Raw genomic sequence first — 23416 nt, 5'->3', positions numbered from 1 at the left:
CCCGTTTGCTGATTACTTCTTGTTCGCCGCGGTGAGCGCGTCGAACTGCTGCTGCAGGTAGGTGCTGGTGCTGTTGAGCTTGGACATCAACGTGTCGAGCGCGGTGAATTGCGCCTTGTAGAGCGCGGTGAGGCTGTCCATGCGACTGTTCAGCGCGGTCTGCTGGTTGGCCAGGTCGCTCAGCTGCTGGCCGATGCTGCTGGTTCGGCTGGCCAGCACGCCCTGGCTGCCGACCCAGCTGGTCAGCGGAGCATTGAGCTTCGCCGCGAAGCCGTTGGTGCCACCGAACAGGGCGCCCACCTGCTTGCCGCCGTCGCCGAGCGCGGTCGCCAGCTTGCCGCTGTCCAACTTCAGCGTGCCGTCCACCTGCAGCGAGATGCCGATCGAGGACAGCGAGGCGCCGTTGGCGGTGCCGCCGATGATGCTCGACAAGGTGTTGTTGATGCTGTTGAGCGTGGCGTCGCCGAGCAGTGCGCCGGCGGTGCCGCTGGTAGCGTCGTACCTGGTCAGGTTCTGGTAGATCCCGACGAAGCCGTTGTAGGTGTTGACCAGGTTGGTCAGCGCACTGGTGGCCTTGCTGGTGTCGCTGGTCACGCTCAGCGTGCTGCTGCCGGCCTTGACCAGGTTCAGGGTGAGGCCGTCGATCGCGCTGCTGACAGTATTGCCGGCGCTGCTGGCGGCCAGGCCGTCGATGCTGTACTTCGCATCTGCGGCGGCGGTGACCACGCTCAGCCCGTTGCCGCTGGAGGCCGTCGGATCGTATTTCAGCGCCGCCAGCTTGCCGTCGCCGCCGCTGCTGCTTACCGAGAAACCGTTCGCCGCGCCGGTGCGGGTACCGCTCAGCACCAGGTGCGCGCCGTCGGTGCCGGTGACGATGGTGGCGCTCACGCCGGGGTTGGTGCTGGCGCCGTTGATCGCATCGCGGATCGCCGCCAGCGAGTTGTTGGTGCTGTCGAGGGTGAGGCTCATCGACTGGCTGCCTACCGCGATGGTCAGCGTGCCGGTACCGACCGCAGCGCTGCTGCTGGCGAATGCACCCGACGAAGCCTTCAGCGCGCTGGCCAGCTGCGTCACGACGATATTGTAGCTGCCGTTGACGGGAGTGCCGGTGGCGCTGGCGCCGAGTACGGTGGTGTCGCTGCTGCTTACCGCGCGGGCGGTGAAGGCGCTGCCGTCGGTGAGCGGGGCCATCGCCGACTGCAACGCGGAAAGCGCAGCGCTGACCTGGCCCAGCGCCGAAAGCTGGGTGTTCGCCGTGTTGGTCTGGCTGGTGATCTGGTTCTGCTGCGGCGCCTTCTTCGCGGCGACCAGCTGGCTGACCAGATTGGCCACGTCGAGCCCGGAACCCACGCCCAGTGACGTCAGCAGGCCCGTGGTCGGGGTGCTGGTGGAGCCGACGGTGATCGCCATGTGCGGGGTCCCTCAAAAATGGATGGAGCGGCCGCGATGTGCCGCGGCCGCTCCGGTGGCAAGTTACTGCAGCAGCTTGAGCACGCTCTGGGTGGAGGCGTTGGCCTGCGCCAGCACCGAGACGCCGGCCTGCTGCAGGATGTTCGCGCTGGACATGTTCGCGGTCTCCGCGGCGAAGTCGGCATCCTGGATCTGGCTGCGCGAGGCAGACAGGTTCTGCGAGATGGTCTGCAGGTTGGCGATGGTGGACTGGAAGCGGTTCTGCACCGCGCCCAGGTCGCTGCGCATCGAGCTGACCGTGTTCAGCGCGGCGTCGATGCGGCTAATGGTGTCGTTGGCGCTGGACACCGTCTTCACGTCGCTGGTGGACAGGCTGCCGCCGGTGGCGATCGCGGTGGCGCCCGCGCCGGTGAAGCCCAGGTTGCCCGCGCCCGCGCCGGACTTGGTGCCGTTCACGGTCAGCGCCGACTGCGAGTTCAGGTGCACCATGTGGCTGGTGCTGTCGTAGTAGGCCGAGACGCCGGCGACGCCCTTGGCGTTGATCGCATCGACCAGGCTCTGCGCGCTGTTATAGGTGCCGTTCATGTCGACGGCGGTGCCGCCGCTTGCCGACTGGATCGTCAGGTCGCCGGTGGCCAGCGTGAGGATGCCGGTGGAGGCCGGCGTCTGCGCGGCCACGCTGGTGGTGCTGAAATAGGTCGCCTGCTTGGTACCGCCGATCGCCACCGCCGTCGCGTTGGTGTTGCTGATGGTGATCTGGTTGCTGGTGGAGTTGAAGGTCGCGGTGACGCCGGCGCCGCCGGCCGTCTGGATCGCGGCGGCAAACTGGGCGCCCGTATAGGTGCCCGCGGCCACGGCGGTGCCGCCGATGGTCAAGTCGCCCGCAACGATGGTGGTCGACGCGCCCACGACCAGGCTGGTCGCCGTGCCCGGCGTCGCCGCGCTGACGGTAAACATGGCGCCCAGGTCGACGCTTTGCGTATTGGCCATCTGGCCGACCTGCTTGGCGCCCGCGCCCTGGCTCAGGTTGACCGAGATCGTCTCGCCGACGTTGGCGCCGATCTGGAACGCGGCGCTGCCGAAGGTGCCGTCGAGCACGTGGCGGCCGTTGAACGTGGTCTGCTGCGAGATGCGGGTGATTTCCGACAGGCGCTGCTGCACTTCGGCATCGAGCGCGGCGCGATCGCTGTCGGAGTTGGTGGCGTTGGCCGACTGCACCGCCAGCGTACGGATGCGCTGCATGTTGTTGGTCACCTCGTTCAGCGCCGACTCGGTGGTCTGTGCCAGCGAGATGCCGTCGTTCGCGTTCGACACGGCCTGGTTCAAGCCGTTGATCTGGGTGGTGAAGCGGGTCGAGATGGCGAGGCCCGCGGCATCGTCCTTCGCGCTGTTGATGCGCATGCCCGAGGACAGTCGCATGATCGCGGTGGCGAGTTTGCTCTGCGACTTGGCCAGGTTCTGCTGGGCGTTCAGCGAGCTGATGTTGGTGTTGACGCTCATGACCATGGGAGTATCTCCAGATGGGGTCGTAGGTGCCGGTATTCGGCGGTGGTTGCCAGCGGGGATTCCGATGGGAACACCGCCGCCTCAGTCACTGTTTCGACCCCCACCATGGAAACTTGAGAGATGTCAACGCAAATAATCGAACAACTTTGAACCCTGGATCCTCGTGAACGTCTGCTGTGCCGCCTGCAGCGCCGTGGTCCGCGCGGTGAGCTGGCTGATCGCGTCGTAGTAGTTCAGGTCCTGCACGCCGGACAGCGCGCTCTTGTACTGCAGCGTCAAGTCGTCGTTGAGCCCGCTCTGCTGGTCGAGCGCGTTCATGCGCGCCCCGACCATGCCACGGGTGCGCGTGATGTTGTCGATCGCCTGGTCGAGATTGGCGAACTGCGTGTTGATGCTGTTCTGCATGTCCGCGCCGCCGCCGTTGGGCTGGCGCAACGTGGTGATGATCTTGTCCAGCGTGGTGAACACGTCCTGCCTGGCGGAGGCGCCCAGCGCGAAGCTGTCGCCCGCATTGGGCTTACCGCTGAACGCTACCTGCGCACCGCGAAAGTTGATGCTGCCGCCGATGGTGGCGTCGTAGCTGCCGCTGTCCAGCACCGTGCCGGCGCCATCACGCACTTCATACGCATTGGCTGCGGTGAACACGATGCGGTAGCTGCCGCCGCCCCACGCCGAGGGATTCGCGCTGGGGTTGCTGACGCTGCTGGCGCCGGCCACCGCGCCGCCCGTGTTGGCTGCAGCGGCACTGACCGCGAACGTGCCGTTGCCGGTAGGGATGTCGGCGAACACCGTGCTGCCCGGATCGCCGGTGGCCACCTGCAGGCCGGGGCCGGCGGCGACCATGCGCTGGCCGTCGTCGCCCACGTAACTGACGCCGTTCTGCGAGGCGAACGGCGCCGTGCCCGTGCGGTTGCCGGCGAAGATGTAGTCGCCCTGGCCATCCTTGCTGTTCGCCTGGCCGAGCAGTTGCTGGCGCAGTTGCACCATCTCGGCGGCGATGTCGCCGCGGGTGCCGTCGGTCTGCGTACCGTTGGCCGCCTGCAGCAGCAAGGTGCGCACGCGACCCAGCACGCCGCTGACATTGGCCAGGCTCTGGTCCTCCAGCCCCAGCCGCGCGTTGGCGGTGCCGATGTTGCGCTGGTACTGCGCGGTGTCGGCGGTGAGATGGCTGAAGTCCAGCGCGCGCGCCGCGCCCACCGGATCATCGGACGGCTGGTTGATGCGCTTGCCGGTGCTCAGCTGCATATTGAGGTTGGACAGGTCGCCCTGGCGATCGATCATGCTGCCGACGGACTGCTGTTGCATCCAGCTGGTGGAGACGCGCATGGCTTACCCTCGCACGGCGCCGAGCAGCGCGCCGAAAATGGTGTTGGCGGTGCTGATGACCTGGGCCGAGGCCTGGTAGGCCTGCTGGTAGCGCAGCAGGTTGGCGGCTTCCTCGTCCAGGTTCACGCCGGAGACGCTCTGCTGCGAGCTCATCGCGTGGCTGTACACCGCGGTCTGCGTGGTCAGGTCGTCGTTGGCCAGCGCACCGGCGCTGCCGACCTGGCTCACCAGTTGGCCGTAGGCGCGGCCGGCGCTGGTGACGCCGCCGTCCAGCACGCCGAGGTTGGCCACCTTGCCCAGCATCAGCGCATTGCTGTTGTCACCCTGTGCATTGCTGTTGGCCTGTATGCCGAAGCTGTCGCCGGCCTGCGGCGTGCCGCCGAGCTGCACGCTCCAGCCGTTGTGGACGATCGGCTGGCCCGGCGTGAACGCCTGTGCCGCACCGCCGTCGATGCTGTAGCTTGTCGGCGAGCTGAACACGATGGAGCTGTTGTTGAACAGGGCCGGGTTGCTGCCGTCGCTGATGCTGACGGCGGGTGTCGCCGTGCCGGTATTGCCGGCGACGGCGGTGATCTTCAGCGGCGCCGCGGCGGCGATCCGGCCGGGATCGTCGATCGTCACCGAAAAGCCGGCGGCGGCATCGCGGCTGGGCTGCACGCGGAAGCTGTCGCCGGCGCTGGCGCTGCCGCCCACCACCAGGCTCAACCCGGCGGCCTTGAAGGGATCGGCGCTGGTGCCGCTGCCGCTCAGCGCGACGCTGGTGCCGCTGGCGTCGCGCATGCTCCAGTTGCTGCCGTTGTAGCTCAGCACGTAATCCTTGCCGGTCAGCTTGCCGATGTCGCTGATGCCGGCGGCCAGCGTGCCGCTGCCGCTGTTGCTGCTGGCCGCCTGCACGCTCGGTCCGGCGACGCCGAAGAACGTGCCGCCGATCCTGCCCTGCAGGTCCGCTCCCTGCGTGTGCTGGGCGTTGAACGCGCTGGCCAGGGCCTGCGCGGTGCGGCCCAGCTGGCTCTGTGCGGGATCGAGCACGTTGCCGCGGAAATCCAGCAGCGCGCCCAGGGTGCCGCCGCCGATGCGGCCGCTCAGCACGGCGCCGGAGGCCGCGCCCACCACTTCCTTGCGGGTGGCGTCGTAGACGTTCGGCGCGGTGCCCAGCGCATGCGCCTCGGTACCGGTGACCAGGGCCTGGCCGTTGCCCACGAAGATGCTGATGGTGTTGTCGCTCTGCGGTACCACGCTGACGCCGACCTCGCCCGCCAGCTTGTTCACCAGCGCGTCGCGCTGGTCGAGCAGGTCGCCCGGCGGCGAGCCGTCGGTAGCCGCCGAGGAACGGATCAGGCCGTTCAGCCTGGCAATCGACTGGCTGTCGCTGTTGATCGAATCGACGGTGTCGCCGATCTGCTGCTGTACCTGGCCGGAAAGCTGGCTGAACTGCCCGGACAACGCCCGGAAGGTGCTCGCCAGGCCGCCGGCGCGGGCCAGCAGTACCTGGCGCGAGGCGATATCCGATGGTGCGTTGGCCATGTCCTGCGCCGCGCCGAAGAAGCTGTCCAGCGAGGTCTGCAGGTTGCTGCTGCCGGACAGCTGGTTGTTGATCTGGCCGGTGAGGCTGGCCATGGTGCCGGCGCGCCCCTTGCCGGAGCTGGCCGACCACAGCGAGCTGTTGAGGAACTGGCTGTAGGCGCGCTGCACCGCCACGGTGTTGACGCCGGTGCCGACGTAGTAGCCGCTCTGCCCTTCCGGCAGCCGGGTGCCGTACGACACCAGCTGGCGGCTGTAGCCGTCGGTATTCACGTTGGCCACGTTGTGGCTCACCGTGCTCAGCCCGATCTGCGCGGCCAGCAGCCCGGATACGCCGGTCGATAGCATGTCAGCCATGGAGCATCCTCAATGCCGGGGGTACCGCGCGGCAGGCGCGGTGCATGGAAGCGGTAACGGCCGCGGCGCTGCTCACTTGAATCCGCCCGACGGCTGCAGTGCCGCCAGCGCCTCGCGCATCTGCGGACTGTTGGCGATCGCAGTGACCTTGGCCACGTACGACGGATCGGTCGCATAGCCGCCGCGGACCAGGGCCCGCGCGAAGCCGGCGACGTTCTCGCCCTGGCCCAGCGCCCTCGCATAGCGCGGGCTGTCGCTGAGCAGGCGGGCGTAGTCGGCGAACGATTCGGCCGGCGAGCCGTAGGCGCGGAACTGGTCGCGCCGGCGCACCGCCACGCCGTTCTCGTATTCCAGCGTGGGCACGCTGACCTTGTCGCCGTCCCAGCCGCCGCCAGCCTTGATGCCGAACAGGTTGAAGCTGCTGCTGCCGTCGCCATGGCTGGGCAGGTGCCGGCCCCAGCCGGTTTCCAGTGCCGCCTGCGCCAGCAGCGCGCGCACCGACACGCCGAGTTTCTTCGCCGCCACCTCGGCATGCGGTGCGAGCGCACGCACGAAATTCACCGGATCGCCGCCCGGCAGCAGCTTCGCCGCCGTGCCGGCCATGTCCAGCGCACCCCGCGCCAGGCGATCGAGCGCATCGCCCCACGGCGAGGCGGCGTCGAACGTCGACGGCATCGCCGCAACGCCGTCGGCCGGCGCCGCTTCGCCGCCGGCCGCATCGCCACCGGCGCCCAGTCGCAGCAGCGCGCGGACATTGGCGTTGAGCACGTCGGCCGTGGGCACCGGCAGGCCCTGCCCCGCCGTGGCGACCGCTTCCGGCTTGCCGCCCAGCTGGCGCACCAGCATCTTCGCGATGCCGAGCCCGTTGCGGCCGTTGGCCAGGCTCAGCGACAGCTGCTGGTCGAACATCTCGCGGTACGAGTCGACCTGCTCGCTGCCGGCGATGTCGCTGCCCATGCCGGCGTTGGCGTCGCGCATCGACTTCAGCATCATCTGGGTGAAGATCGCCTCGAACTGCTTGGCCACGGCCGGCAGCGCGCTCTTGCCGCCATCGCTGCGCGCCTGCGCGCGCAGCTGCTGGAACCCGGACAGTTCGGTCCAGGTATCGAGCGCGGGCGAAGGGCGGTTGATCGATGTCATGGTGATCCCGTCGCCTAGATCACGACCAGGTCCGCGTGCAGCGCACCGGCCTGCTTCAGCGCCTGCAGGATCGAGATCAGGTCGCTTGGCGTGGCGCCGACCTGGTTCACCGCGCGCACGATGGTGTCCAGGCTCACGCCGGGGCCGAACTTGAACATGTGCGCGCCCTCTTCGCTGACCTGCACACTGCTGCTGGGCACCACCGCGGTCTGCCCGCGGCCGAACGGCGCCGGCTGGCTGACCTGGGACTGCTCGCTGATGGTGACCTGGATTGCGCCGTGCGCCACCGCGGCGGCGCTGACCCGCACGTCGGAACCGATCACCACGGTGCCGGTGCGCGAGTTCACCACGATGCGCGCCGGGGCATCGCCCGGCTGCACGTCGAGGCTCTCGATCGCGCCCAGCCATGCCACTTTCTGCGCCGGATCCTGCGGCCCGCGCACGGATACCGAGCCGCCGTCGAGCGGCTGCGCGGTGCCGGCGCCGTAGGCCCGGTTGATCGCCGTGGCGATCCGCGTGGCCGTGGTGAAGTCGGCGGTGTTGAGGTTCAGCATCAGGTCGCCGCCGCCGGCGAAAGACGAGGGCACGACGCGCTCCACCGAGGCGCCGTTGGGGATGCGCCCGCTGGCGGAGATGTTGACCTGCACGCTGGAGCCGCTCTTGCCCTGCGCGCTGATGCCGCCGACCACCACGCTGCCCTGCGCCACCGCGTAGACGTTGCCGTCGGCGCCGCGCAGCGGCGCCATCAGCAACTGGCCGCCGCGGATGCTCTTGGCGTTGCCGATCGAGGCGACGGTGACGTCGATGGTCTGGCCCGGCTTGGCGAACGGCGGCAGGTCCGCGGTCACCATCACCGCCGCCGCGTTCTTCAGCTGCGGCCGCGCGCTGGCCGGCACGGTGATGCCGAACTGCTGCAGCATGTTCTCCAGGCTCTGCGTGGTGAACGGCGCCTGCGTGGTCTGGTCGCCCGAGCCGTCCAGGCCCACCACCAGGCCGTAGCCGATCAGCTGGTTGCTGCGCACGCCGGCCACCGAGGCGAGGTCGCGGATCTTGTCGGCATGGGCCGGGGCGACAACCAGAACCCCCACGACAAGCAGGAACACACGTAGGAGCCCGCTCGCGGGCGATGCCTTTGCCTTTGACCTTGCCGAATCCCGGCTTTCAACAGACGAATGTCTGGTCATCCCGAATCCCGGCTTCCAACAGACGAATGTCTGGTCATCCCGGAACAAACGCATCGCCCGCGAGCGGGCTCCTACGGTGGAGCGTGGCGACGGGCTCATCAGAACGGCATCCACTTGGAATTGAAGAAGCGCGACAGCCAGCCGCGCGTGTTCGCGTCGGCCAGGGTGCCGCGGCCGGTGTAGCTGATCCGCGCGTCGGCCACGCGGGTGGACGGCACCACGTTGTCCTGGCCGATGTCCTGCGGGCGCACGATGCCGGAGATGCGCACCAGCTCCTGGCCCTGGTTGATGGTCAGCCATTTCTCGCCGCGCACCAGCAGGTTGCCATTGGCCAGGCGCTGCGCCACGGTGACGGTGATCTGCCCGGTGAGCTGGTTGCTCTGCGTGCTGGAACCGGCGCCGTCGAAGCTGCGTTCGCCGTCCAGCCCGATGTTCGCCGCCTTGCCGCCGATCGAAACGCCCTGGCCGAGGATGGTGGGCGACGCGATCTTCGCCTTGTCGGTCTTGCTGGTGGTGGTGGTGGCCTTCTTGCTGGCCTGGGTGCTTTCCACCAGCGCCACGGTGAGGACGTCGCCCACGCGGTGCGCGCGCGGGTCGGCAAACAGTTCCATGTTCTGCTGGTCGTGGTAGATCGCGCCGTCGGCCTGCCCCGGCGCGATCTGCGCCGCGGGCGGCGGCGTGGGCGCCCATTCGGCATCGTCGTGCGTGCGCGGGCCAGTGGCGCAACCGGCCAGCAAGGTCAGCGCGCACAGCACGAATGGAAAACGGCGATCGAACATCACGACATGCCTCAGGTCTTGTTGGTGAGGAACTGCAGCATCGAGTCGGCGGCGGACACCGCCTTGGAATTCATCTCGTAGGTGCGCTGGGTCTCGATCATGTTGACCATCTGCTCCACCACGTTGACGTTGGAGCTTTCCAGCGCGCCCTGCGCCAGCGTGCCCAGGCCGTTCAGGCCGGGCTGGCCGATCTGCGGCGAGCCGCTGGAGGCGGTTTCCAGGTAGAGGTTGTCGCCGTTCGGCTGCAGGCCGGCGGGGTTGATGAAGTCGGCCAGCTGCACGGTGCCGATCTGCTGCGTCGCGGCCTGGCCCGGCACGCTTACGCTGACGGTGCCGTCGCTGCCGATGGTGATGCTCTGCGCGTTGGCCGGCACGCTGATGGCCGGATCCACCGCGTAGCCGTTGGCGGTGACGATCTGCCCGTTCTGGTCCATGTGCAGCGAGCCGTCGCGGGTATAGGCGATGCTGCCGTCGGGCATCGTCACCTGCAGGAAGCCGCGGCCCTGGATGGCCACGTCCAGCGAGTTGCCGGTCTGCTCGATGTTGCCCTGGGTGAACAGTTTCTCGTTGCCGACCACGCGCACGCCGGTGCCCAGCATCAGGCCGGCCGGCGCCTGGGTCTGCTCGGTGGTCTGCCCGCCGGGCTGGCGCAGGTTCTGGTAGACCAGGTCCTGGAACGAGGCGCGCGCGCTCTTGTAGCCGGTGGTGTTGGCGTTGGCGAGGTTGTTCGAGATCACGTCCATGCGCGTCTGCTGCGCATCGAGGCCGGTCTTGGCTACCCACAGGGATGAAAACATGTCGATGGACTCCGTCTGGATGTCTGGATGGCTAGGCGTGGATCAGGTGACCTGCAGCAACCGCGTGGCCGACTGTGCGTTCTCGTCGGCGCTGTGGATGGCGCGGATCTGCAGTTCGTACTGGCGCGACAGCTGGATCATCTGCACCAGCGTCTGCGAGGGGTTCACGTTGCTGGACTCGAGCACGCCGGACTTCAGGGTGACCGCCGGGTCGGTGTCCGCGGTCACGCCGCCGCTGAGGTGCATCAGCCCGTCGCTGCCCAGCGAGAGCTGGCCGGTAGGCGGGTTGACCAGCTTGATGCGGCCCACCGCGGCGATCGTCTGCGGGCCCTGCCCCATCGGCACCACCGACACCGTGCCATCGGCGCCGATGCTGATCTGCGCGCTCTGCGGCACGCTGATCGGGCCGCCGTCGCCCAGCACCAGGTTGCCGCGGGCGTCGGTGAGCAGGCCGTCGGGGGTCAGCCGCAGCTCGCCGGCGCGGGTATAGCCCTGGCTGCCGTCGGCGCCCTGCACCGCGATCCAGCCTGGCCCCTGCACGGCCACGTCCAGCTCGCGCCCGGTCTCGGTCTGGCCGCCCTCGCGCAGGTCCACGCCCATGCCCTGCGCCACGCCGTTGACCCGCGTGGGCAGGCCCGGGCCCTGCACCGGCAGGGGCTCGAACGCCGACAGCTGCGCCTTGAAGCCGACCGTATCGGCGTTGGCCAGGTTGTGCGCCACCTCCGACTGCGCGCGCATCATCTGCGTGGCGCCGGTCATGGCTACGTAGAGCGAACGATCCATGGAGAGCCCCTCAAAGAAGTGAGTGGAGAGAAGTGAGAAAAGAGAGAAGGCCGCTTTCTCTCACTCCTCACTCCTGATCACTCACTCCTCAATTGCGGATGTTGATAACGGTCTGGGTCAGCTGGTTGTCGACGGAGATCACCTGCGCGTTGGCCTGGTAGTTGCGCTGCGCCTTGATCATGTTGACCAGCTGCGCGGTGAGGTCGGCGGTGTTGGAGGCTTCCAGGGCGCCGGCCTGCACGTTGCCGAACGTGCCGCCGCCGGCCGCGCCCATCACCGGCGTGCCGGAGTCGTAGGAGGCCGCCCAGTTGGTGTTGTCCAGCTGGCGCAGGCCCTGCTCGTTGGAGAACTGCGCCAGCGCCAGCTGGCCGAGCGAGGCGGTCTGGCCATTGGAGTACTTGGCCTGCACCACCCCCTCCCTGGACACGTCGATGCTCGACAGGATGCCGGTCGGGTAGCCGTTCGGATTGATCGCGCTGGCCGCGTAGGTATTGCCGAACTGGGTCGCCTTGCTCATGTCCAGGGTGAGCTGCATGGGGTTGGCGCCGGGGCTGACCGACACCGCCGGGAAGCTCAGCCTGCCGCTGGCCGGCGCGACCAGTGCGCCGCTGCTGTTGAAGGTCAGCCGCTGCGAGGCGCCGGTCGAGGTGCCGTCGACATACAGGCTCGCGTTCCACACGTTGGCGGCCGGGTCCTTGACGAAATACACGACGCCGCTGTGGGTGGCGCCGAGCGAGTCGTACGCGGTGAACGGCGTGGCCTGGTTGTAGCTCAGCGGATTGTTGAGGGGATCGAACGCGGCAGCCGGCGGGGTGGCGTTGGAGGGCAGGTTCAGCGACATCTGCACCAGATCGGTGGCCTTGGCCGCGTTCTGCGAGGTGACCAGTTGCAGGTCGGTCAGCGTGCTGTTGTCGAAACCGCCGCCGGCCACCGGCGGATAGACCTGCAGCCGCTGGCCGTTGGCGTTCATCACGTATCCGTTCTGGTCCTTCTGGAACGCGCCGGCGCGGGTGTAGGAATAGCCCTTGCCGTCGTGCAGGGTGAAGAACCCGCCGCCGCTGATGGCGAAATCCAGGCTGTTGTTGGTGGTCTCGATGCTGCCGGCGGTGAACTGCTGCGCCACGTTGGTCAACCGCACGCCGCTGCCGGTCTGGCTGCTGCTGAGGTTGGGGCCGGCGGCGTTGAACAATTCGGCGAATTGCGTGCGCGAGCCCTTGAAGCCGGTGGTGGCGGTGTTGGCGATGTTGTTGGCGGTGACCTCGAGATCCTTCGAGGCGGCGTTGAGACCGCTCAATGCGATATTGAAAGGCATCGGAGTAATTCCTCTGTGTTGAAGCCCCGCGGGGCCATCAGTTGATCTGTGCGACCTGACTCAGCAGGGCCCCGCCAAAACCGTCCACATCCAGATAGGCGCCGTCGCTGCCGGTCATGCCCACGCCGGCGACCTTGCCGCTGACGTAGGTCGCCGCGGCGGCGTTGCCGGCCTGCGCCTTCAGGCCGTAGGTGCCCGGTGCCAGCGCGCTGCCGTTATCGCCGATGCCGTCCCAGTGGAACGCCACCAGCCCCGATGCGGGCGTGCCCAGGTTCAAGGTGCGCAGCACGTTGCCGGCCGCATCGGTGATCTGCACCAGCACCGTGCCGCCGCCGTCGGGGACGTTCACTGCGCCGTCCAGGCCGCCGGCCTGCAGGCGGCCAGCCGCCGAGGGCACGGTGACGCCGCGGCCGACCAGGCCGCTGGCCTGAAGCAGCTGGTTGCCCTGCAGCGACTTGCTCAGGCTGTCGAACGAGGCTTGCAGCGCCTGCGTGGCCGAGACCTGGCTGATCTGCGCCAGCTGGCTGACCATCTGCGACGAATCCGCCGGCTTGGTCGGGTCCTGGTTGCGCATCTGCTGCACCAGCAGGCTCAGGAAATCGGCCTGGCCGAGGGTCTTCTCCTTGCCCAGGCTGGCCGCCTGGGCGGCGCTCGCGCCCACGCCGGAAACATTCATGTCGCTCATGCCATGCACCTCACGGATTCATGCCTCATTTGCCGAGATCCAGCGTTTTCTGCATCAGCTGGCGCGTCGAATTCATCACCTCGACGTTGTTCTGGTACGAACGCGAAGCCGAGATCATGTTGACCAGCTCGTCGACCGGGTTGACGTTGCTGCTGTAGACGTAGCCGTCGGCGTCGGCCAGCGGATTGCCCGGCTCGTAGCGGCTCGGTATGGCGGCCTGGCTCTCGGTGACGCCGAGCACCTGCACGCCCTCGCCCGGCGCGTCGCCGCCGCCGGCCAGCCGGTTCTGCACGGCCGCGAACAACGGCTCGCGGGCGCGGTAGGCCGCCTCGGGCGTGCCGGCCACGCTGTCGGCGTTGGCCAGGTTGCTGGCCACCGTGTTCAGCCGCAGCGATTGCGCAGCCATGCCGGAGCCGGCCACGTTGAATACGGAAAAGAGCGACATCAGCCCTGCCCTCCGGTGATGGCGGTGCGCAGCATGCGGATCTGCGCGGTGATGAAGGAAAGGCTGGCCTGGTAGTGCACGCCGTTGGCGGCAAAGGCAGCCTGCTCGGCCTGCGCGTCGACGGTATTGCCGTCCATGCTCGGCTGGGTCGGCACGCGATAGGCGAGCCCGTCCGCCGCCTGCCCCGCCGAACCGATCTGGCGGGAGTCGGTCGTCTGCAGCGGCAGGCCGTCGGGACGGCCGCCGGCGGCGGCCAGCACCTTGCGGAAGTCGATGTCGCGGGCGAGATAGCCCGGCGTATCGGCATTGGCCAGGTTGTTGGCAAGCACCTCGGTACGGCGCTGCCACAGGTCCAGCGCCTGGGTGTGGATGCCGAACAGGTTGTCAGGGGTCAGGCTCATCGCTTCGCTCCGCGCGCAGTTGCCGCACGAAAGCTGGCAGCAAATTGCATGCCACCACCTGAAAACCGTTGCCGTGACTGGGCCGGCGGGGCAACCGACGCGGCGCTGCGGGGATCGCGCCGGCGAAAAGACGGTTTGTTGACGCTGCCCGGCGCGCGCCGCGCGGCGGTCAGTCCGCCGGCGCCGGCTCCGGCAGCAGCTCCAGCACGGCCTGCGCCAGCAGGTCCGGCTGGAACTTGGCGACGAAGCGGTCGGCCTTGACCTCCTTCACCATCGCCTCGTTGAAGATGCCGCTGAGCGAGCTGTGCAGCACCACCTTGAGCCGGCGCAGGCTGGGCGCCTCGCGGATCGCACGGGTCAGCGCATAGCCGTCCAGGCGCGGCATCTCGATGTCGGAGACCACCAGCCGCACCCCGTCGGCCGGATCGCCGGCGGCCAGCTCCCGCAGGCGGTCGAGCGCCTCGCGGCCGTCCTTCGCCACCACGCACTCGATGTCCATCTGCTTGAACAGGCTGACCAGCCGGCGGCGCGCGATCAGCGAATCGTCCGCCACCAGCACGCGCCGCGGCGCCAGCGAGCGTGCGCCGGCGACGCGCTGCATCTGCTCGGACAGCTCGGCCGGCGCGGCGTCGATGCTGGCCAGCACATGCTCCACATCCACCACCGCCAGCAGCAGGCCATCGACCCGGGTCACCGCATTCACCCGCGCGCCGAAGCCCAGCGCGCTGGGCGGCGCCACCAGCGCGTCGCCTTCGCATTGCACCATGCGCTGCAGGTCGGCCACCAGGAATCCCTGCATCGAGCGGCTGAACTCGGTGACCATCAGGTGTGCCGACTCCACGTCGCGCAGCGGCGCATAGCCGAGCGCGGCAGCCAGGTCGATCACCGGGATGGTCTGACCGCGATAGTCGCAGCTGCCCGCCAGCAGCGCGTGCACGCCCGGCATGCGCTCCAGCAGCGGGCGGCGCATCACTTCGCGCACCTTGAACACGTTGATGCCGAACAGCTGCTCGTCGCCCAGCCGGAACAGCAGCATCGCCACCCGGTTGTGGCCGGCCAGCCGGGTATGTCGTTCCACCTTTTCCAGCAGCGTGCCGCCCATGCGGGCTCCTCGATGGCGTACCGCGCGCAGCGGCCCTACGCGCAGGCTATCGGCCGCGATGCGATGCGCTTGAGTGCCGCTGCCGGCCAGCATCGCCCGACCGGGGTGGCATGCGACTTGCTTCCTCAAGTTTCGAGGATTCCTGACGATGCAGCTCCTGCATTCCCGCGCCATAACAAAGGTGATGTCCACCCCATGAGCTTGATCTGGAACCGGCACCTCGCCGCCCTGGTGGAGGCCGCTGCCGCCGGCAACGAAGCACAGGTTGCCGTACTGCGGCGCAAGTACCCGCGCGCGGCACGGACGCTGGCGCCGTTGCTGGCCCGCGTCGCCGGTCGGCCGCCAGCAGCGGCGGCGTTGCAGACCGTGGAGCAGCAAAGCCTGGTGCTGGGTGCGGTGCAGCAGCTGTCGCGCGAGCAGGCGGCCCTGGAGAAGGCGGCGATCGACAGCCGCGGCAGCGTCGATCGCTTGACGGATGGCAGCGCCGGTATCTCGACGGCCCTGCACCAGGTCGGCGCCGACCTGGACCAGGCCAGCCAGGCCGGGCTGGCCGGCACCGGCACCGTCAGCGAGCTCGACGGGCAGCTGCGGCTGCTGCGCAGCGCGCTGGCGGCGATGAGCCGCAACCAGAGCAAGCTGGCCGAGCAGGTGGCGCAGATCCGCAAGCTCACCGGCGTGGTGCAGGAGATCGCCCACCAGACCAACCTGGTGGCGCTGAACGCGGCGATCGAGGCCGCGCGCGCGGGCGAGGCGGGCCGCGGCTTTGCCGTGGTCGCCGACGAGGTCAAGCAGCTGGCGGAGAAAACCACGCTCACCACCACCGAAATCGAAGCCGTCACCGGCTCGATCGGCGACTTCTCGCTGCAGCTGAACGGCGACGTGCAGCATGGCCTGCAGCAGTTGGAACGGGCGCAGGCCGGCGTCGGCCAATCCGGCGCGATCCTGGACCGGGGCGGCACGGCGTTGCGCACGGCCAGCGAGCGCATCCGCAAGCTGCAGCAGGGCCACGATACGCAACATGCGCGCGCCACCGCGGCCCAGGCCGCGCTCGGCGCGCTGCAGCGCCGCGGCAGCGAGGCGCGGCGCCAATCCGAATCGCTGCACCGCGCCGCGCTGCTGGCCCATCGGCTGGCGCTGGACTGGCTCGAAGGCATCAGCGGCAACGACCCGGCCAGCCTCAGCCTGACCGTGCGCGAGGCAGCGCTGAACCTGCGCCAGGCGGCGGAACTGGCCCTGCTCGAACCCGGCGCGCTGGACCGGCGCTGGTTCGATACCCACGCGATCCATCGCAGCATCGGCCGGCTGGCCTCGCTGCACCATGGCAAGCCGGCCAGCGCCGCCCTGGCCGAGGCCGGCGAGCAGTTGCGTGAGCAGGGCAGCCGCTTCGTCACGCTGCTGTGCGACGGCCAGCTCGACCAGGCCACGCGGTTGTCGCAACAGCTCGAATCCGGCCGCGAAGCCCTGCTCGGGCAACTCGGCGCCCTGCTGGCGGACGCATGAGCGACTGCCGGACCGCCATCCGCCTGCTCTGGCTCGGCGCGCTGTGGTTCGGCGGCGCCCACGCCGCCGTCGCCACGCAATCGCCCGACAGCGTGCGCGCCGCGGCCGAACAGGCCGTACGCGCGCACTACGCGCTGCCGGGCAGCCGGATCGTCGTCACCGCGGCGCCACTCGACCCGCGTCTGCAACTGGCCGCCTGCGCCGAACCGCTGCGGGCGATCGTCGCCAGTCATGCCGAGGCCGCGCCGCGCATGACGGTACCGGTGCAGTGCCCGCAGCCCGGCGGCTGGATCGTGCGCGTGCCGCTGCAACTGCAGTTGTTCCGCACCGTGCTGGTGACCAACCGCCCGCTGCTGCGCGGCGACGGCCTGGGCGCCGCCGACGTGCACGCCGAGGAGCGCGACGTCACCCGGCTCGGCTACGGCTACCTCGAAAACCTCGACCAGGTGGCCGGCCGCACCCTCAACCGCGCCGTGGCCAGCGGCAGCGTGCTCACCCCCGGTGCGCTCGGCGGACGGCGCATGGTGCGCGCCGGCGACCATGTGCAGATGGTGGCCAGGCTCGGCGGCATCGAGGTGCGCGTGGATGGCGTGGCGTTGGGCAGCGGCGACAACGGCGCCCGCCTGCGGGTGCGCAACGAAAGCTCGGGCAAGGTGGTCGACGCGATGGTCAGCGCCCCCGGCGAGGTGCTCGCGCTGCCATGAGCCGGCCGCTGCCGGACGCCGACACCGCTATAGTCCTTGCCATCCTAAAGTTTCCGCGAATCCGGCCGATCCTTCGGTTACAGGGCCACATCCCAGCGAGAACGGACGCATGAACACGACCATTTCCAACAACGGCCTGCCGAAATTCCCGCAGGCCGCCAACAGCCCGGGCAACGGTCCGGCGACGCCGGCGGGAGCACCGGCGGCTCCCGGCGTACCCGCCGCCAAGGTCGACGATCAGCTCAAGCTGACCGATTCGGCCCTGGCGCTGCAGCAGGCCGCGCGGACGGACGACAGCGCCGCGATCGATCCGCAGCGGGTGGAGCGGGTGCGCCAGGCGCTGGCCGACGGCAGCTACAAGATCGACGCCGGCCGCATCGCCGACCGCATGATCTCGCTGGAACAGCAGCTCGGCGGCACGGGCAAGGCATGAACCGGCCGCTGAAGCATGAACTCGACGACGCGCTGGCGGCCGTGCTGGGCGACATGCGGCAGACCGTCGACCGTCTCGTGCAGGTGCTCGAAGCCGAGCGTGGCGCACTGGACGGCGGCGACAGCGCGGCGCTGGACCAGGCCGGCGCGCACAAGCAGGCCATCCTGCTGCAACTCGAGCAGCTCGACGCCGAGCGCCGGCAACTGGCGCGCGAACTGCCCGCTGCGAACTCCGCGCTGGAGCCGGCCTGGGCCGGCATCGTGCAGTCGCTGCGCCTCTGCCAGCAGCTCAACCAGCGCAACGGCAAGGCGGTCAACCAGCGGCTGAACCTGGTACGCCAGGCGCTGGCGGTGCTGACCGGACATGCCGGCGAAGGCGGACTCTACGGCCGCACCGGGGAACTTCACGCGAGCCTGCGTTCGCACGCATTGGCCGCGGCATGACACGGCAATGAGCAAGACCGCCGCCGCCTGCCTGTGCAGACGGTCCTCCTACTGACTGCGAAGCGGGCCACGGCATGCTTCAGCGTTAATCGCGACGACTGACTGACCATGAGCATATCCAACGCCTCCCACTCCTCCGCTGCCGCCACCGCCCCCGCTCCCGGCGCGCAAGGCTACGAGGGCGCAAGCGCCGCGCCGCTGCCGGTGCTGCGCGTGCCGATGCTCGACCGCGAACACCAGCTGTTCGCCTACGAGATCGTGTTCCACCGCGAAGCCGGCGACGAGCACACCCTGCTGCAGAACGTGCTGGCGACCATCACCGATGGCGCATTGACCCGGCTGGTACGCGGCAACCGCGCCTTCCTCAACCTGCCGTCCGAATTGCTGCCGGAAGACTCCGACGTGCTGTTGCACCAGCCGCGCCTGGGCGTGGTGCTGCAGCCGCACGCGGCAACCGACGCGCCGCTGATGAAGCGCCTGCAGCAGATGGCGCAGCGCGGCTGCCAGTTCGTGCTCGATGCGTCCGATATCGACCCGGAAAGCACGTTGCCGCTCGAAACGCTGCTGCACATGGTGCAGATAGTGCGGCTGGACGCCAGCCGGCTTTCGCCGGAGTGCCTGAAGGAACGCGCCGAGCGCCTGTACGCGCGGGGCATCCGCGTGATCGCCGGCCAGGTCAACGATCACCAGACCTACGAGCGCTGCCTGGAACTGCCGCTGCAGGCGATCCAGGGACGCTACCTGCTGGTGCCGCAACCGGTGGCGGTGCCCGTGCTCACCGCCAACCGGCTGAGCATGCTGCGGCTGATGCGGGTGCTGCAGGAAAGCAACCCGGGACCGGTGGAGCTGGGCAACATCATCCGCGACGACGCGGTGCTCAGCTACAAGCTGCTCAGCTGCGTCAACTCGGCCTACTTCGCGCTGCCGCGGCAGCTGAAGTCGGTGCAGCAGGCGGCGATCTTCTTCGGCGTCACGCGCATGCGCAACTGGATCGACACGATGGCGATGTGCGGCATGGACGATCGCCCGCCTGAGCTGCTGCGCGCCGCGCTGATCCGCGCCCACATGTGCGAGAAGCTGGCCGACGGCATGCCGCCCGGCCATGCGGAGATGGCCTTCACCGTCGGCCTGTTCTCGCTGCTGGACACGCTGATGTGCGCGCCGATGGAATTCCTGCTGACCCATCTGCGGCTGGTGCCGGAGATCAGCGACGCACTGACCGGCCGCGGCGGGCCGTTCGCGCCGCTGCTGCAGCAGATCCTCGCCTGGGAAGCCGGCGAGCTGACCAGCGAGCATGTCATGCCACAGCGCATCCAGCGGATGGCCGCGATCTACCTGGGCGCCACGCAGTGGGCCGACCAGGTCTACGCCAACGCCAGCGGGAAGGCGGGCGCCGAGTAACGGCCGTGCGTCGCCGTTCCCCGCGCACCCGCCAGCGCCGGCTCAGCGCCCGCGCCGCAGCCGCCACCCGGTGACCGCTGCGCCGCACGCCGCCAGCGCCAGCCATACGCACGCAGCCCATGCGTCGTCGCCCAGCCACAACACGCCGGCCACGATGCCCACGACCAGGGCACCCAGGCCCAGCGCGAGCCATCCGTCGGGTCGATGGCGCTGCGTGGCGAGCAGCAGGAAGGCACCCAGCGAGGCCAGCAGCACGGCGAGGATCTGCCGGACCCACACGAACTCCGGGGGCACCGGCAGGTCCGGGAAGACGTCCAGCACCGGCACGTCGCCGACCTGCACCATGTAGCCCTTGCCGTCGGCGGCATCGGTCGCCGCCACCAGCCGGTCGCCGTCCAGGCGGCCGACGACGGTCAATTGCTGCAGCGGCACGGCCGACCAGCTCACCCGCACGTCGCCGAGCCGCGGATCGCCCGGCCGCGCACTGGTCACCAAGTAATCCTGATAGCGACTGAAGCTGGCCGCGAGGTTTTCCGGCAGGGCCGCCGCATCCGGCTCGACCCGCTGCGTGCCGGGCAGCGCATGCAACAACACCGGATCGAGCTTGAAGCCGCCCAGTTGCACCAGGCCGGCGTCGAACTGCCTGCCGCCGATCGGGAAGCCCTGCGGGTTCGCGTGCCCCTTCGGATCCTCGAAACGGCTGGCATCGACCAGCCGGTCGACCCAGTCCAGCTCGTAGTGCACGTTGCCGCCGAAGCGCACCTCGCGCCACTGGAACATCTCCACCTGGCGCACCAGCACCGGCGTGTCCACGCGCTGGTTGAACTCCGGGTCGTGCGGCGCTTCCACCACTTTCGGCGTGCCGACCACGCGCACCATGCGGCCGTGCCGGCCGGCCGGCGGATGCGCGCCCGCACCGAGATCGATCACCTCGCCGCCATGCTGGCTGGCCACGGCGCGGTAGTGGAGCAGGCCGCGCGCGGTCATCGCCGCCAGCCCGATGCCGGCGAGCACCAGCAGCGTGCCGACGACGTTCAGCGCCAGGCCACGCATGGCTCTTCCCCTGCGTCCGCTCATCAGGCCGCTCCCGCCAGGCTCGACGGCGGCATGCCGCGCAGCGCGCGCTGCTCGTCGGTGGTGCCGAAGCGGCCGCGCTCGTCGCGCGTCACCCGCGCCAGCGCGCAATCGTGGTCGTGCGTGAAGAACAGCCGCACGCCGCGCGCCAGCTTGTCTTCCAGGAACACGCGCTTCTCGTCGATCAGCTTCTCCGGCCAGCGGTCGTAGCCCATCGTGATCGGCAGGTGCACCCAGAAGCGGCCGGGAATCAGGTCGGCGCAGAACACCACGCCGCCGACTTCGGCCAGCATCAGGCCGGGCGTGTGGCCGTCCGAGAAGAAGAAGCGCACCGACTCGCCCAGCGTCCGCGAATGTTCGCCCTCGACCAGCTCCAGCCGGCCGCTGGCTTCCAGCAACGGCTGCAACTCGGGCACGAACGAGGCGCGGTCGCGCGGGTGCGGCTTCAGCGCACGACGCCAGTGCTCCGCACCCGCCACGAAGCGCGCGTTCGGGAACAGCAGTCGCGGCGGCTGGCCTTCCTCCCATGCCGCCAGCAGGCCGCCGGCATGGTCGAAGTGCAGGTGCGACAGCACCACCACGTCGATGTCCTCGTGGGAAAGCCCTACCTCGGCCAGCGAATCCAGCAGCACGTGGCGCGACTCGACCACGCCGTAACGCTCGCGCAGCGCCGGCTCGAAGAACGCGCCGATGCCCGTCTCGAACAACACGTTGCGCCCGTCCAGATCCTTCACCAGCAGGCAGCGGCAGGCCAGCGGTATCCGGTTCTCCGCATCCGGCGCGATCCAGCGCGACCACAGCGCTTTGGGAGCGTTGCCGAACATGGCGCCACCGTCCAGTTGCTGCGAGTTGCCGAGCAGGGACCAGAGTTCCATCTCAGATACCTCGCGTTGCCGACGGATTCGCCGGGAGCGAATCCGGACGCCGCAGGCGGCCCCGCGCAGCGCGCGGGGTGAGGCCCACGGATGGGCCGAACCACATCGCGCCGCCGTCCAACTGCTGCGAATTGCCGAGAAGCGAGAACAGTTCCATGGCGTGACCTTTACTGCACCTTGCCCAGCCCGGACGGCCGGCGCGGGTCGCTGGCGGCATCCAGCGTGTTGGCCTTGCGGTCCCAGGTCACCACGTTCATGAAGCCCCACGACTCGCGCGGCTTGAGCGTGTAGCCCATCTTGGTCAGCGCATCGCCGGTGGCGGCGTCGAAGCTGCCCTCTTCCACGTTCACCACGTCCGGCAGGTACTGGTGGTGGAAGCGCTTGTGCGCGGCGATCTGCTGCGCGCTCTCGCCGTCGATGAAGTGCAGGATGCCTTCCAGCACCTGGGTGATGATGGTCGAGCCGCCGGGCGAGCCGATCACCGCGGTGCGGTCGGCGCCGATCACGATGCTTGGCGACATCGACGACAGCATGCGCTTGCCCGGCGCCGGCGCGTTCGCCGTGCTGCCGAGCAGGCCGTACACGTTGGGCTTGTTCGGCACCAGCGCGAAGTCGTCCATCTCGTCGTTCAGCAGCACGCCGGTGCCCGCGGCGACGAAGCCGGAACCCATCGTGTAGTTCACCGTGGAGGTCACCGCGGCCATGTTGCCGTCGGCGTCGATGATGGAGAAATGGGTGGTGTGCATGCCCGGCTCGGGCGCCTCGGCGCGCGGCAGCATCGACGACGGCGTGGCCTTGTCGGGCAGGATGCCCTGGCGCAGGCCGGCGGCGTAGTACGGCGACAGCAGCATGTCCAGCGGCATCTGCACGAAATCCGGATCGCCCAGGTAATCGTTGTGGTCGCGGAACGCGCGGCGCATCGCCTCGACGATGTAGTGCACGCGCGTGGCGGCATCCATCTTCGTCAGGTCGTAGCCGGACAGGATGTTGAGGATCTCGGCGATCGCCACGCCGCCGGACGACGGCGGCGGTGCGGTGACGATCTTGTAGCCGCGATAGTCCACGCTGATCGGCGTGCGCTCCTTGGCCTGATAGCCGGCCAGGTCGGCCAGCGTCCAGTTGCCGCCGGCGGCACGCACCGCCTTGACCAGTTTCTGCGCGATCTCGCCGCGATAGAAGCCGTCGTGGCCATGCGCGGCCAGCAGCTCCAGCGTGCGCGCCTGGTCCGGATCGCGCCAGATCGCGCCCTCCGCCGGCGGCTTGCCGCCCGGCAGGTACTTGGCGGCCGAGGCGGGCCAGCGCTCGAGATCCTTCTGCGTGCCGGCAATCGCGCCGCGCAGGCGCTCGTCCGGCTTGAAGCCGTCGCGGGCGATGCGGATCGCCGGCGCCAGCGACTGCGCGAGCGGCAGGCGCCCGTAACGACTGGACAGCAGCACCAGCCCGGCCGGCTGGCCGGGGATGCCGGCCGACAGCGGCCCGCGCAACGCGGTGTCGCGGTTCGGGCTGCCGTCCGGGTTGAGGTAATCCTTGGGATTCACCGCGGCCGGCGCGGTCTCGCGCGCGTCGATGAAGATGTTGCGGCCGTCCTTCGCCCGGTGCAGCACGGCCATGAAGCCACCGCCGGTGCCGGAACTCTCCGGTTCCACGATCGACAGCGTGGCCGCCACCGCCACCGCCGCGTCGAACGCATTGCCGCCCTTGGCCAGCACTTCGAGACCGGCTTCGGTGGCATGGAAATTCGCGCTGGCGACGGCCGCATGGCCAGGGCGCGGTGACGCGGCGTGGGCCGCCGCGGCCGGAGCCGTCTTCGGCGCACCGTCCGCGGCGAACGCGCTGCCGCCGACCAGCAGCAGGCTCAGCGACAAAACGCCCGACAACGGCCGGCGCCAGTTCACGGAAAACCTCATGCCGCGGACTCCTTCGCCATCAGCTGGCGGTATTTGAGTTCAAGCTGCTCGGGCGATTCGGCGTGGTCGGGGTCGCCGATGATGCATTCGACCGGGCACACCACCACGCACTGAGGTTCGTCATGATGACCGACGCACTCGGTGCACAATGCCGGATCGATCACGTAAAACTCCTCGCCCAGCGAAATCGCCTTGTTGGGGCAGGCCGGCTCGCAGACGTCGCAGTTGACGCAGGTATCGAGGATTTTCAGGGACATGGGAACAAGCGAGGAGTGAATGAAGAGGAGTGAGAAGCGAGAGAGAGCAAGAACTCGCCGCACACCCGGCTTTC

Annotated in this window: 24 protein-coding genes; 5 read left to right on the top strand and 19 right to left on the bottom strand. The window is 69.2% G+C overall.

The features are described from left to right. Positions 1-12 precede the first annotated feature (12 nt). From fliD to AC3WRN_RS07785, 14 genes are all read right to left on the bottom strand, one after another. Positions 13-1410 (bottom strand): flagellar filament capping protein FliD, encoded by a 1398-nt coding sequence (fliD, locus tag AC3WRN_RS07850; protein ID WP_492622562.1) that lies wholly within the window; start codon positions 1408-1410, stop codon positions 13-15. Positions 1411-1473: 63 nt separating this feature from the next. Then, on the bottom strand, positions 1474-2916 hold the full coding sequence (locus tag AC3WRN_RS07845; RefSeq protein ID WP_492622561.1) for a flagellin N-terminal helical domain-containing protein: 1443 nt from the start codon (positions 2914-2916) through the stop codon (positions 1474-1476). A 123-nt stretch (positions 2917-3039) separates the two neighbouring features. Then, positions 3040-4242, bottom strand: a complete 1203-nt coding sequence (gene flgL / locus AC3WRN_RS07840; RefSeq protein WP_492622560.1) for a flagellar hook-associated protein FlgL — start codon at positions 4240-4242, stop codon at positions 3040-3042. A gap of 3 nt (positions 4243-4245) precedes the next feature. Further along, positions 4246-6120, bottom strand: a complete 1875-nt coding sequence (flgK, locus tag AC3WRN_RS07835) for a flagellar hook-associated protein FlgK (RefSeq protein ID WP_492622559.1) — start codon at positions 6118-6120, stop codon at positions 4246-4248. Positions 6121-6192: 72 nt separating this feature from the next. Beyond that, entirely contained in the window at positions 6193-7260 is a 1068-nt protein-coding gene (flgJ, locus tag AC3WRN_RS07830; protein WP_492622558.1) for a flagellar assembly peptidoglycan hydrolase FlgJ, read from the bottom strand. Between the two features lie 14 nt (positions 7261-7274). Continuing rightward, complete coding sequence (locus tag AC3WRN_RS07825) at positions 7275-8348, bottom strand: flagellar basal body P-ring protein FlgI (RefSeq protein ID WP_068096663.1); 1074 nt, start codon at positions 8346-8348, stop codon at positions 7275-7277. Positions 8349-8542: 194 nt separating this feature from the next. Beyond that, on the bottom strand, positions 8543-9223 hold the full coding sequence (gene flgH, locus AC3WRN_RS07820) for a flagellar basal body L-ring protein FlgH (RefSeq protein WP_492622557.1): 681 nt from the start codon (positions 9221-9223) through the stop codon (positions 8543-8545). 11 nt (positions 9224-9234) lie between these two features. Next, positions 9235-10020, bottom strand: coding sequence for a flagellar basal-body rod protein FlgG (flgG, locus tag AC3WRN_RS07815; protein ID WP_068096564.1), 786 nt, complete (start codon positions 10018-10020; stop codon positions 9235-9237). A 42-nt stretch (positions 10021-10062) separates the two neighbouring features. After that, on the bottom strand, positions 10063-10803 hold the full coding sequence (flgF, locus tag AC3WRN_RS07810; RefSeq protein WP_082823484.1) for a flagellar basal-body rod protein FlgF: 741 nt from the start codon (positions 10801-10803) through the stop codon (positions 10063-10065). 88 nt (positions 10804-10891) lie between these two features. Continuing rightward, entirely contained in the window at positions 10892-12115 is a 1224-nt protein-coding gene (gene flgE, locus AC3WRN_RS07805; RefSeq protein ID WP_492622556.1) for a flagellar hook protein FlgE, read from the bottom strand. Positions 12116-12152: 37 nt separating this feature from the next. Continuing rightward, a complete protein-coding gene (locus AC3WRN_RS07800) occupies positions 12153-12800 on the bottom strand; it encodes a flagellar hook assembly protein FlgD (protein WP_068096569.1) in 648 nt (215 codons plus the stop codon). Between the two features lie 25 nt (positions 12801-12825). Continuing rightward, positions 12826-13245, bottom strand: a complete 420-nt coding sequence (flgC, locus tag AC3WRN_RS07795) for a flagellar basal body rod protein FlgC (protein WP_492622555.1) — start codon at positions 13243-13245, stop codon at positions 12826-12828. After that, positions 13245-13646 carry a flagellar basal body rod protein FlgB gene (gene flgB, locus AC3WRN_RS07790; protein ID WP_068096573.1) on the bottom strand — a complete coding sequence of 134 codons (402 nt, stop codon included), beginning with the start codon at positions 13644-13646 and terminating at the stop codon, positions 13245-13247. Before flgB ends, flgC begins: the two co-directional genes overlap by 1 nt. A gap of 169 nt (positions 13647-13815) precedes the next feature. Continuing rightward, on the bottom strand, positions 13816-14748 hold the full coding sequence (locus AC3WRN_RS07785) for a chemotaxis protein (RefSeq protein ID WP_492622554.1): 933 nt from the start codon (positions 14746-14748) through the stop codon (positions 13816-13818). 195 nt (positions 14749-14943) lie between these two features. On the opposite strand from AC3WRN_RS07785, the gene AC3WRN_RS07780 reads away from it, so the two are divergent. From AC3WRN_RS07780 to AC3WRN_RS07760, 5 genes are all read left to right on the top strand, one after another. After that, positions 14944-16248: a methyl-accepting chemotaxis protein gene (locus AC3WRN_RS07780; protein ID WP_492622553.1), complete on the top strand. Its 1305-nt coding sequence runs from the start codon at positions 14944-14946 to the stop codon at positions 16246-16248. Continuing rightward, positions 16245-16952 (top strand): flagellar basal body P-ring formation chaperone FlgA, encoded by a 708-nt coding sequence (flgA, locus tag AC3WRN_RS07775; protein WP_492622552.1) that lies wholly within the window; start codon positions 16245-16247, stop codon positions 16950-16952. Before AC3WRN_RS07780 ends, flgA begins: the two co-directional genes overlap by 4 nt. Before the next feature lie 109 nt (positions 16953-17061). Beyond that, positions 17062-17385 (top strand): flagellar biosynthesis anti-sigma factor FlgM, encoded by a 324-nt coding sequence (gene flgM, locus AC3WRN_RS07770; RefSeq protein ID WP_492622551.1) that lies wholly within the window; start codon positions 17062-17064, stop codon positions 17383-17385. Beyond that, positions 17382-17828 (top strand): flagella synthesis protein FlgN, encoded by a 447-nt coding sequence (locus AC3WRN_RS07765; RefSeq protein WP_492622550.1) that lies wholly within the window; start codon positions 17382-17384, stop codon positions 17826-17828. The genes flgM and AC3WRN_RS07765 overlap by 4 nt, the downstream gene beginning before the upstream one ends. A 108-nt stretch (positions 17829-17936) precedes the next feature. After that, complete coding sequence (locus tag AC3WRN_RS07760) at positions 17937-19229, top strand: EAL and HDOD domain-containing protein (protein ID WP_492622549.1); 1293 nt, start codon at positions 17937-17939, stop codon at positions 19227-19229. Positions 19230-19271: 42 nt separating this feature from the next. Here AC3WRN_RS07760 and AC3WRN_RS07755 read toward each other — a convergent pair whose 3' ends face one another. From AC3WRN_RS07755 to AC3WRN_RS07735, 5 genes are read right to left on the bottom strand one after another with little or no spacing between them, the layout of a single operon-like run. Further along, positions 19272-20282 (bottom strand): TMEM43 family protein, encoded by a 1011-nt coding sequence (locus AC3WRN_RS07755; RefSeq protein ID WP_492622548.1) that lies wholly within the window; start codon positions 20280-20282, stop codon positions 19272-19274. A gap of 23 nt (positions 20283-20305) precedes the next feature. Continuing rightward, positions 20306-21178, bottom strand: a complete 873-nt coding sequence (locus tag AC3WRN_RS07750) for an MBL fold metallo-hydrolase (RefSeq protein WP_492622547.1) — start codon at positions 21176-21178, stop codon at positions 20306-20308. Position 21179: 1 nt separating this feature from the next. Next, entirely contained in the window at positions 21180-21335 is a 156-nt protein-coding gene (locus AC3WRN_RS07745; protein ID WP_492622546.1) for a hypothetical protein, read from the bottom strand. 10 nt (positions 21336-21345) lie between these two features. Then, complete coding sequence (ggt, locus tag AC3WRN_RS07740; RefSeq protein ID WP_492622545.1) at positions 21346-23085, bottom strand: gamma-glutamyltransferase; 1740 nt, start codon at positions 23083-23085, stop codon at positions 21346-21348. Beyond that, on the bottom strand, positions 23082-23342 hold the full coding sequence (locus tag AC3WRN_RS07735) for a YfhL family 4Fe-4S dicluster ferredoxin (protein WP_492622544.1): 261 nt from the start codon (positions 23340-23342) through the stop codon (positions 23082-23084). Before AC3WRN_RS07735 ends, ggt begins: the two co-directional genes overlap by 4 nt. Positions 23343-23416 lie beyond the last annotated feature (74 nt).

This window comes from Rhodanobacter sp. FW101-FHT13A11 (assembly GCF_058790335.1).
This window is presented reverse-complemented; position numbering and strand designations above follow the sequence as displayed.

What these genes read in the sequence shown, in the direction of transcription:
- fliD (WP_492622562.1), bottom strand. Translation starts at nt 1,410, where the DNA reads ATGGCGATCACCGTCGGCTCCACCAGCACCCCGACCACGGGCCTGCTG.
- AC3WRN_RS07845 (WP_492622561.1), bottom strand. Translation starts at nt 2,916, where the DNA reads ATGGTCATGAGCGTCAACACCAACATCAGCTCGCTGAACGCCCAGCAG.
- flgL (WP_492622560.1), bottom strand. Translation starts at nt 4,242, where the DNA reads ATGCGCGTCTCCACCAGCTGGATGCAACAGCAGTCCGTCGGCAGCATG.
- flgK (WP_492622559.1), bottom strand. Translation starts at nt 6,120, where the DNA reads ATGGCTGACATGCTATCGACCGGCGTATCCGGGCTGCTGGCCGCGCAG.
- flgJ (WP_492622558.1), bottom strand. Translation starts at nt 7,260, where the DNA reads ATGACATCGATCAACCGCCCTTCGCCCGCGCTCGATACCTGGACCGAA.
- flgH (WP_492622557.1), bottom strand. Translation starts at nt 9,223, where the DNA reads ATGTTCGATCGCCGTTTTCCATTCGTGCTGTGCGCGCTGACCTTGCTG.
- flgG (WP_068096564.1), bottom strand. Translation starts at nt 10,020, where the DNA reads ATGTTTTCATCCCTGTGGGTAGCCAAGACCGGCCTCGATGCGCAGCAG.
- flgF (WP_082823484.1), bottom strand. Translation starts at nt 10,803, where the DNA reads ATGGATCGTTCGCTCTACGTAGCCATGACCGGCGCCACGCAGATGATG.
- flgE (WP_492622556.1), bottom strand. Translation starts at nt 12,115, where the DNA reads ATGCCTTTCAATATCGCATTGAGCGGTCTCAACGCCGCCTCGAAGGAT.
- AC3WRN_RS07800 (WP_068096569.1), bottom strand. Translation starts at nt 12,800, where the DNA reads ATGAGCGACATGAATGTTTCCGGCGTGGGCGCGAGCGCCGCCCAGGCG.
- flgC (WP_492622555.1), bottom strand. Translation starts at nt 13,245, where the DNA reads ATGTCGCTCTTTTCCGTATTCAACGTGGCCGGCTCCGGCATGGCTGCG.
- flgB (WP_068096573.1), bottom strand. Translation starts at nt 13,646, where the DNA reads ATGAGCCTGACCCCTGACAACCTGTTCGGCATCCACACCCAGGCGCTG.
- AC3WRN_RS07785 (WP_492622554.1), bottom strand. Translation starts at nt 14,748, where the DNA reads ATGGGCGGCACGCTGCTGGAAAAGGTGGAACGACATACCCGGCTGGCC.
- AC3WRN_RS07780 (WP_492622553.1), top strand. Translation starts at nt 14,944, where the DNA reads ATGAGCTTGATCTGGAACCGGCACCTCGCCGCCCTGGTGGAGGCCGCT.
- flgA (WP_492622552.1), top strand. Translation starts at nt 16,245, where the DNA reads ATGAGCGACTGCCGGACCGCCATCCGCCTGCTCTGGCTCGGCGCGCTG.
- flgM (WP_492622551.1), top strand. Translation starts at nt 17,062, where the DNA reads ATGAACACGACCATTTCCAACAACGGCCTGCCGAAATTCCCGCAGGCC.
- AC3WRN_RS07765 (WP_492622550.1), top strand. Translation starts at nt 17,382, where the DNA reads ATGAACCGGCCGCTGAAGCATGAACTCGACGACGCGCTGGCGGCCGTG.
- AC3WRN_RS07760 (WP_492622549.1), top strand. Translation starts at nt 17,937, where the DNA reads ATGAGCATATCCAACGCCTCCCACTCCTCCGCTGCCGCCACCGCCCCC.
- AC3WRN_RS07755 (WP_492622548.1), bottom strand. Translation starts at nt 20,282, where the DNA reads ATGCGTGGCCTGGCGCTGAACGTCGTCGGCACGCTGCTGGTGCTCGCC.
- AC3WRN_RS07750 (WP_492622547.1), bottom strand. Translation starts at nt 21,178, where the DNA reads ATGGAACTCTGGTCCCTGCTCGGCAACTCGCAGCAACTGGACGGTGGC.
- AC3WRN_RS07745 (WP_492622546.1), bottom strand. Translation starts at nt 21,335, where the DNA reads ATGGAACTGTTCTCGCTTCTCGGCAATTCGCAGCAGTTGGACGGCGGC.
- ggt (WP_492622545.1), bottom strand. Translation starts at nt 23,085, where the DNA reads ATGAGGTTTTCCGTGAACTGGCGCCGGCCGTTGTCGGGCGTTTTGTCG.
- AC3WRN_RS07735 (WP_492622544.1), bottom strand. Translation starts at nt 23,342, where the DNA reads ATGTCCCTGAAAATCCTCGATACCTGCGTCAACTGCGACGTCTGCGAG.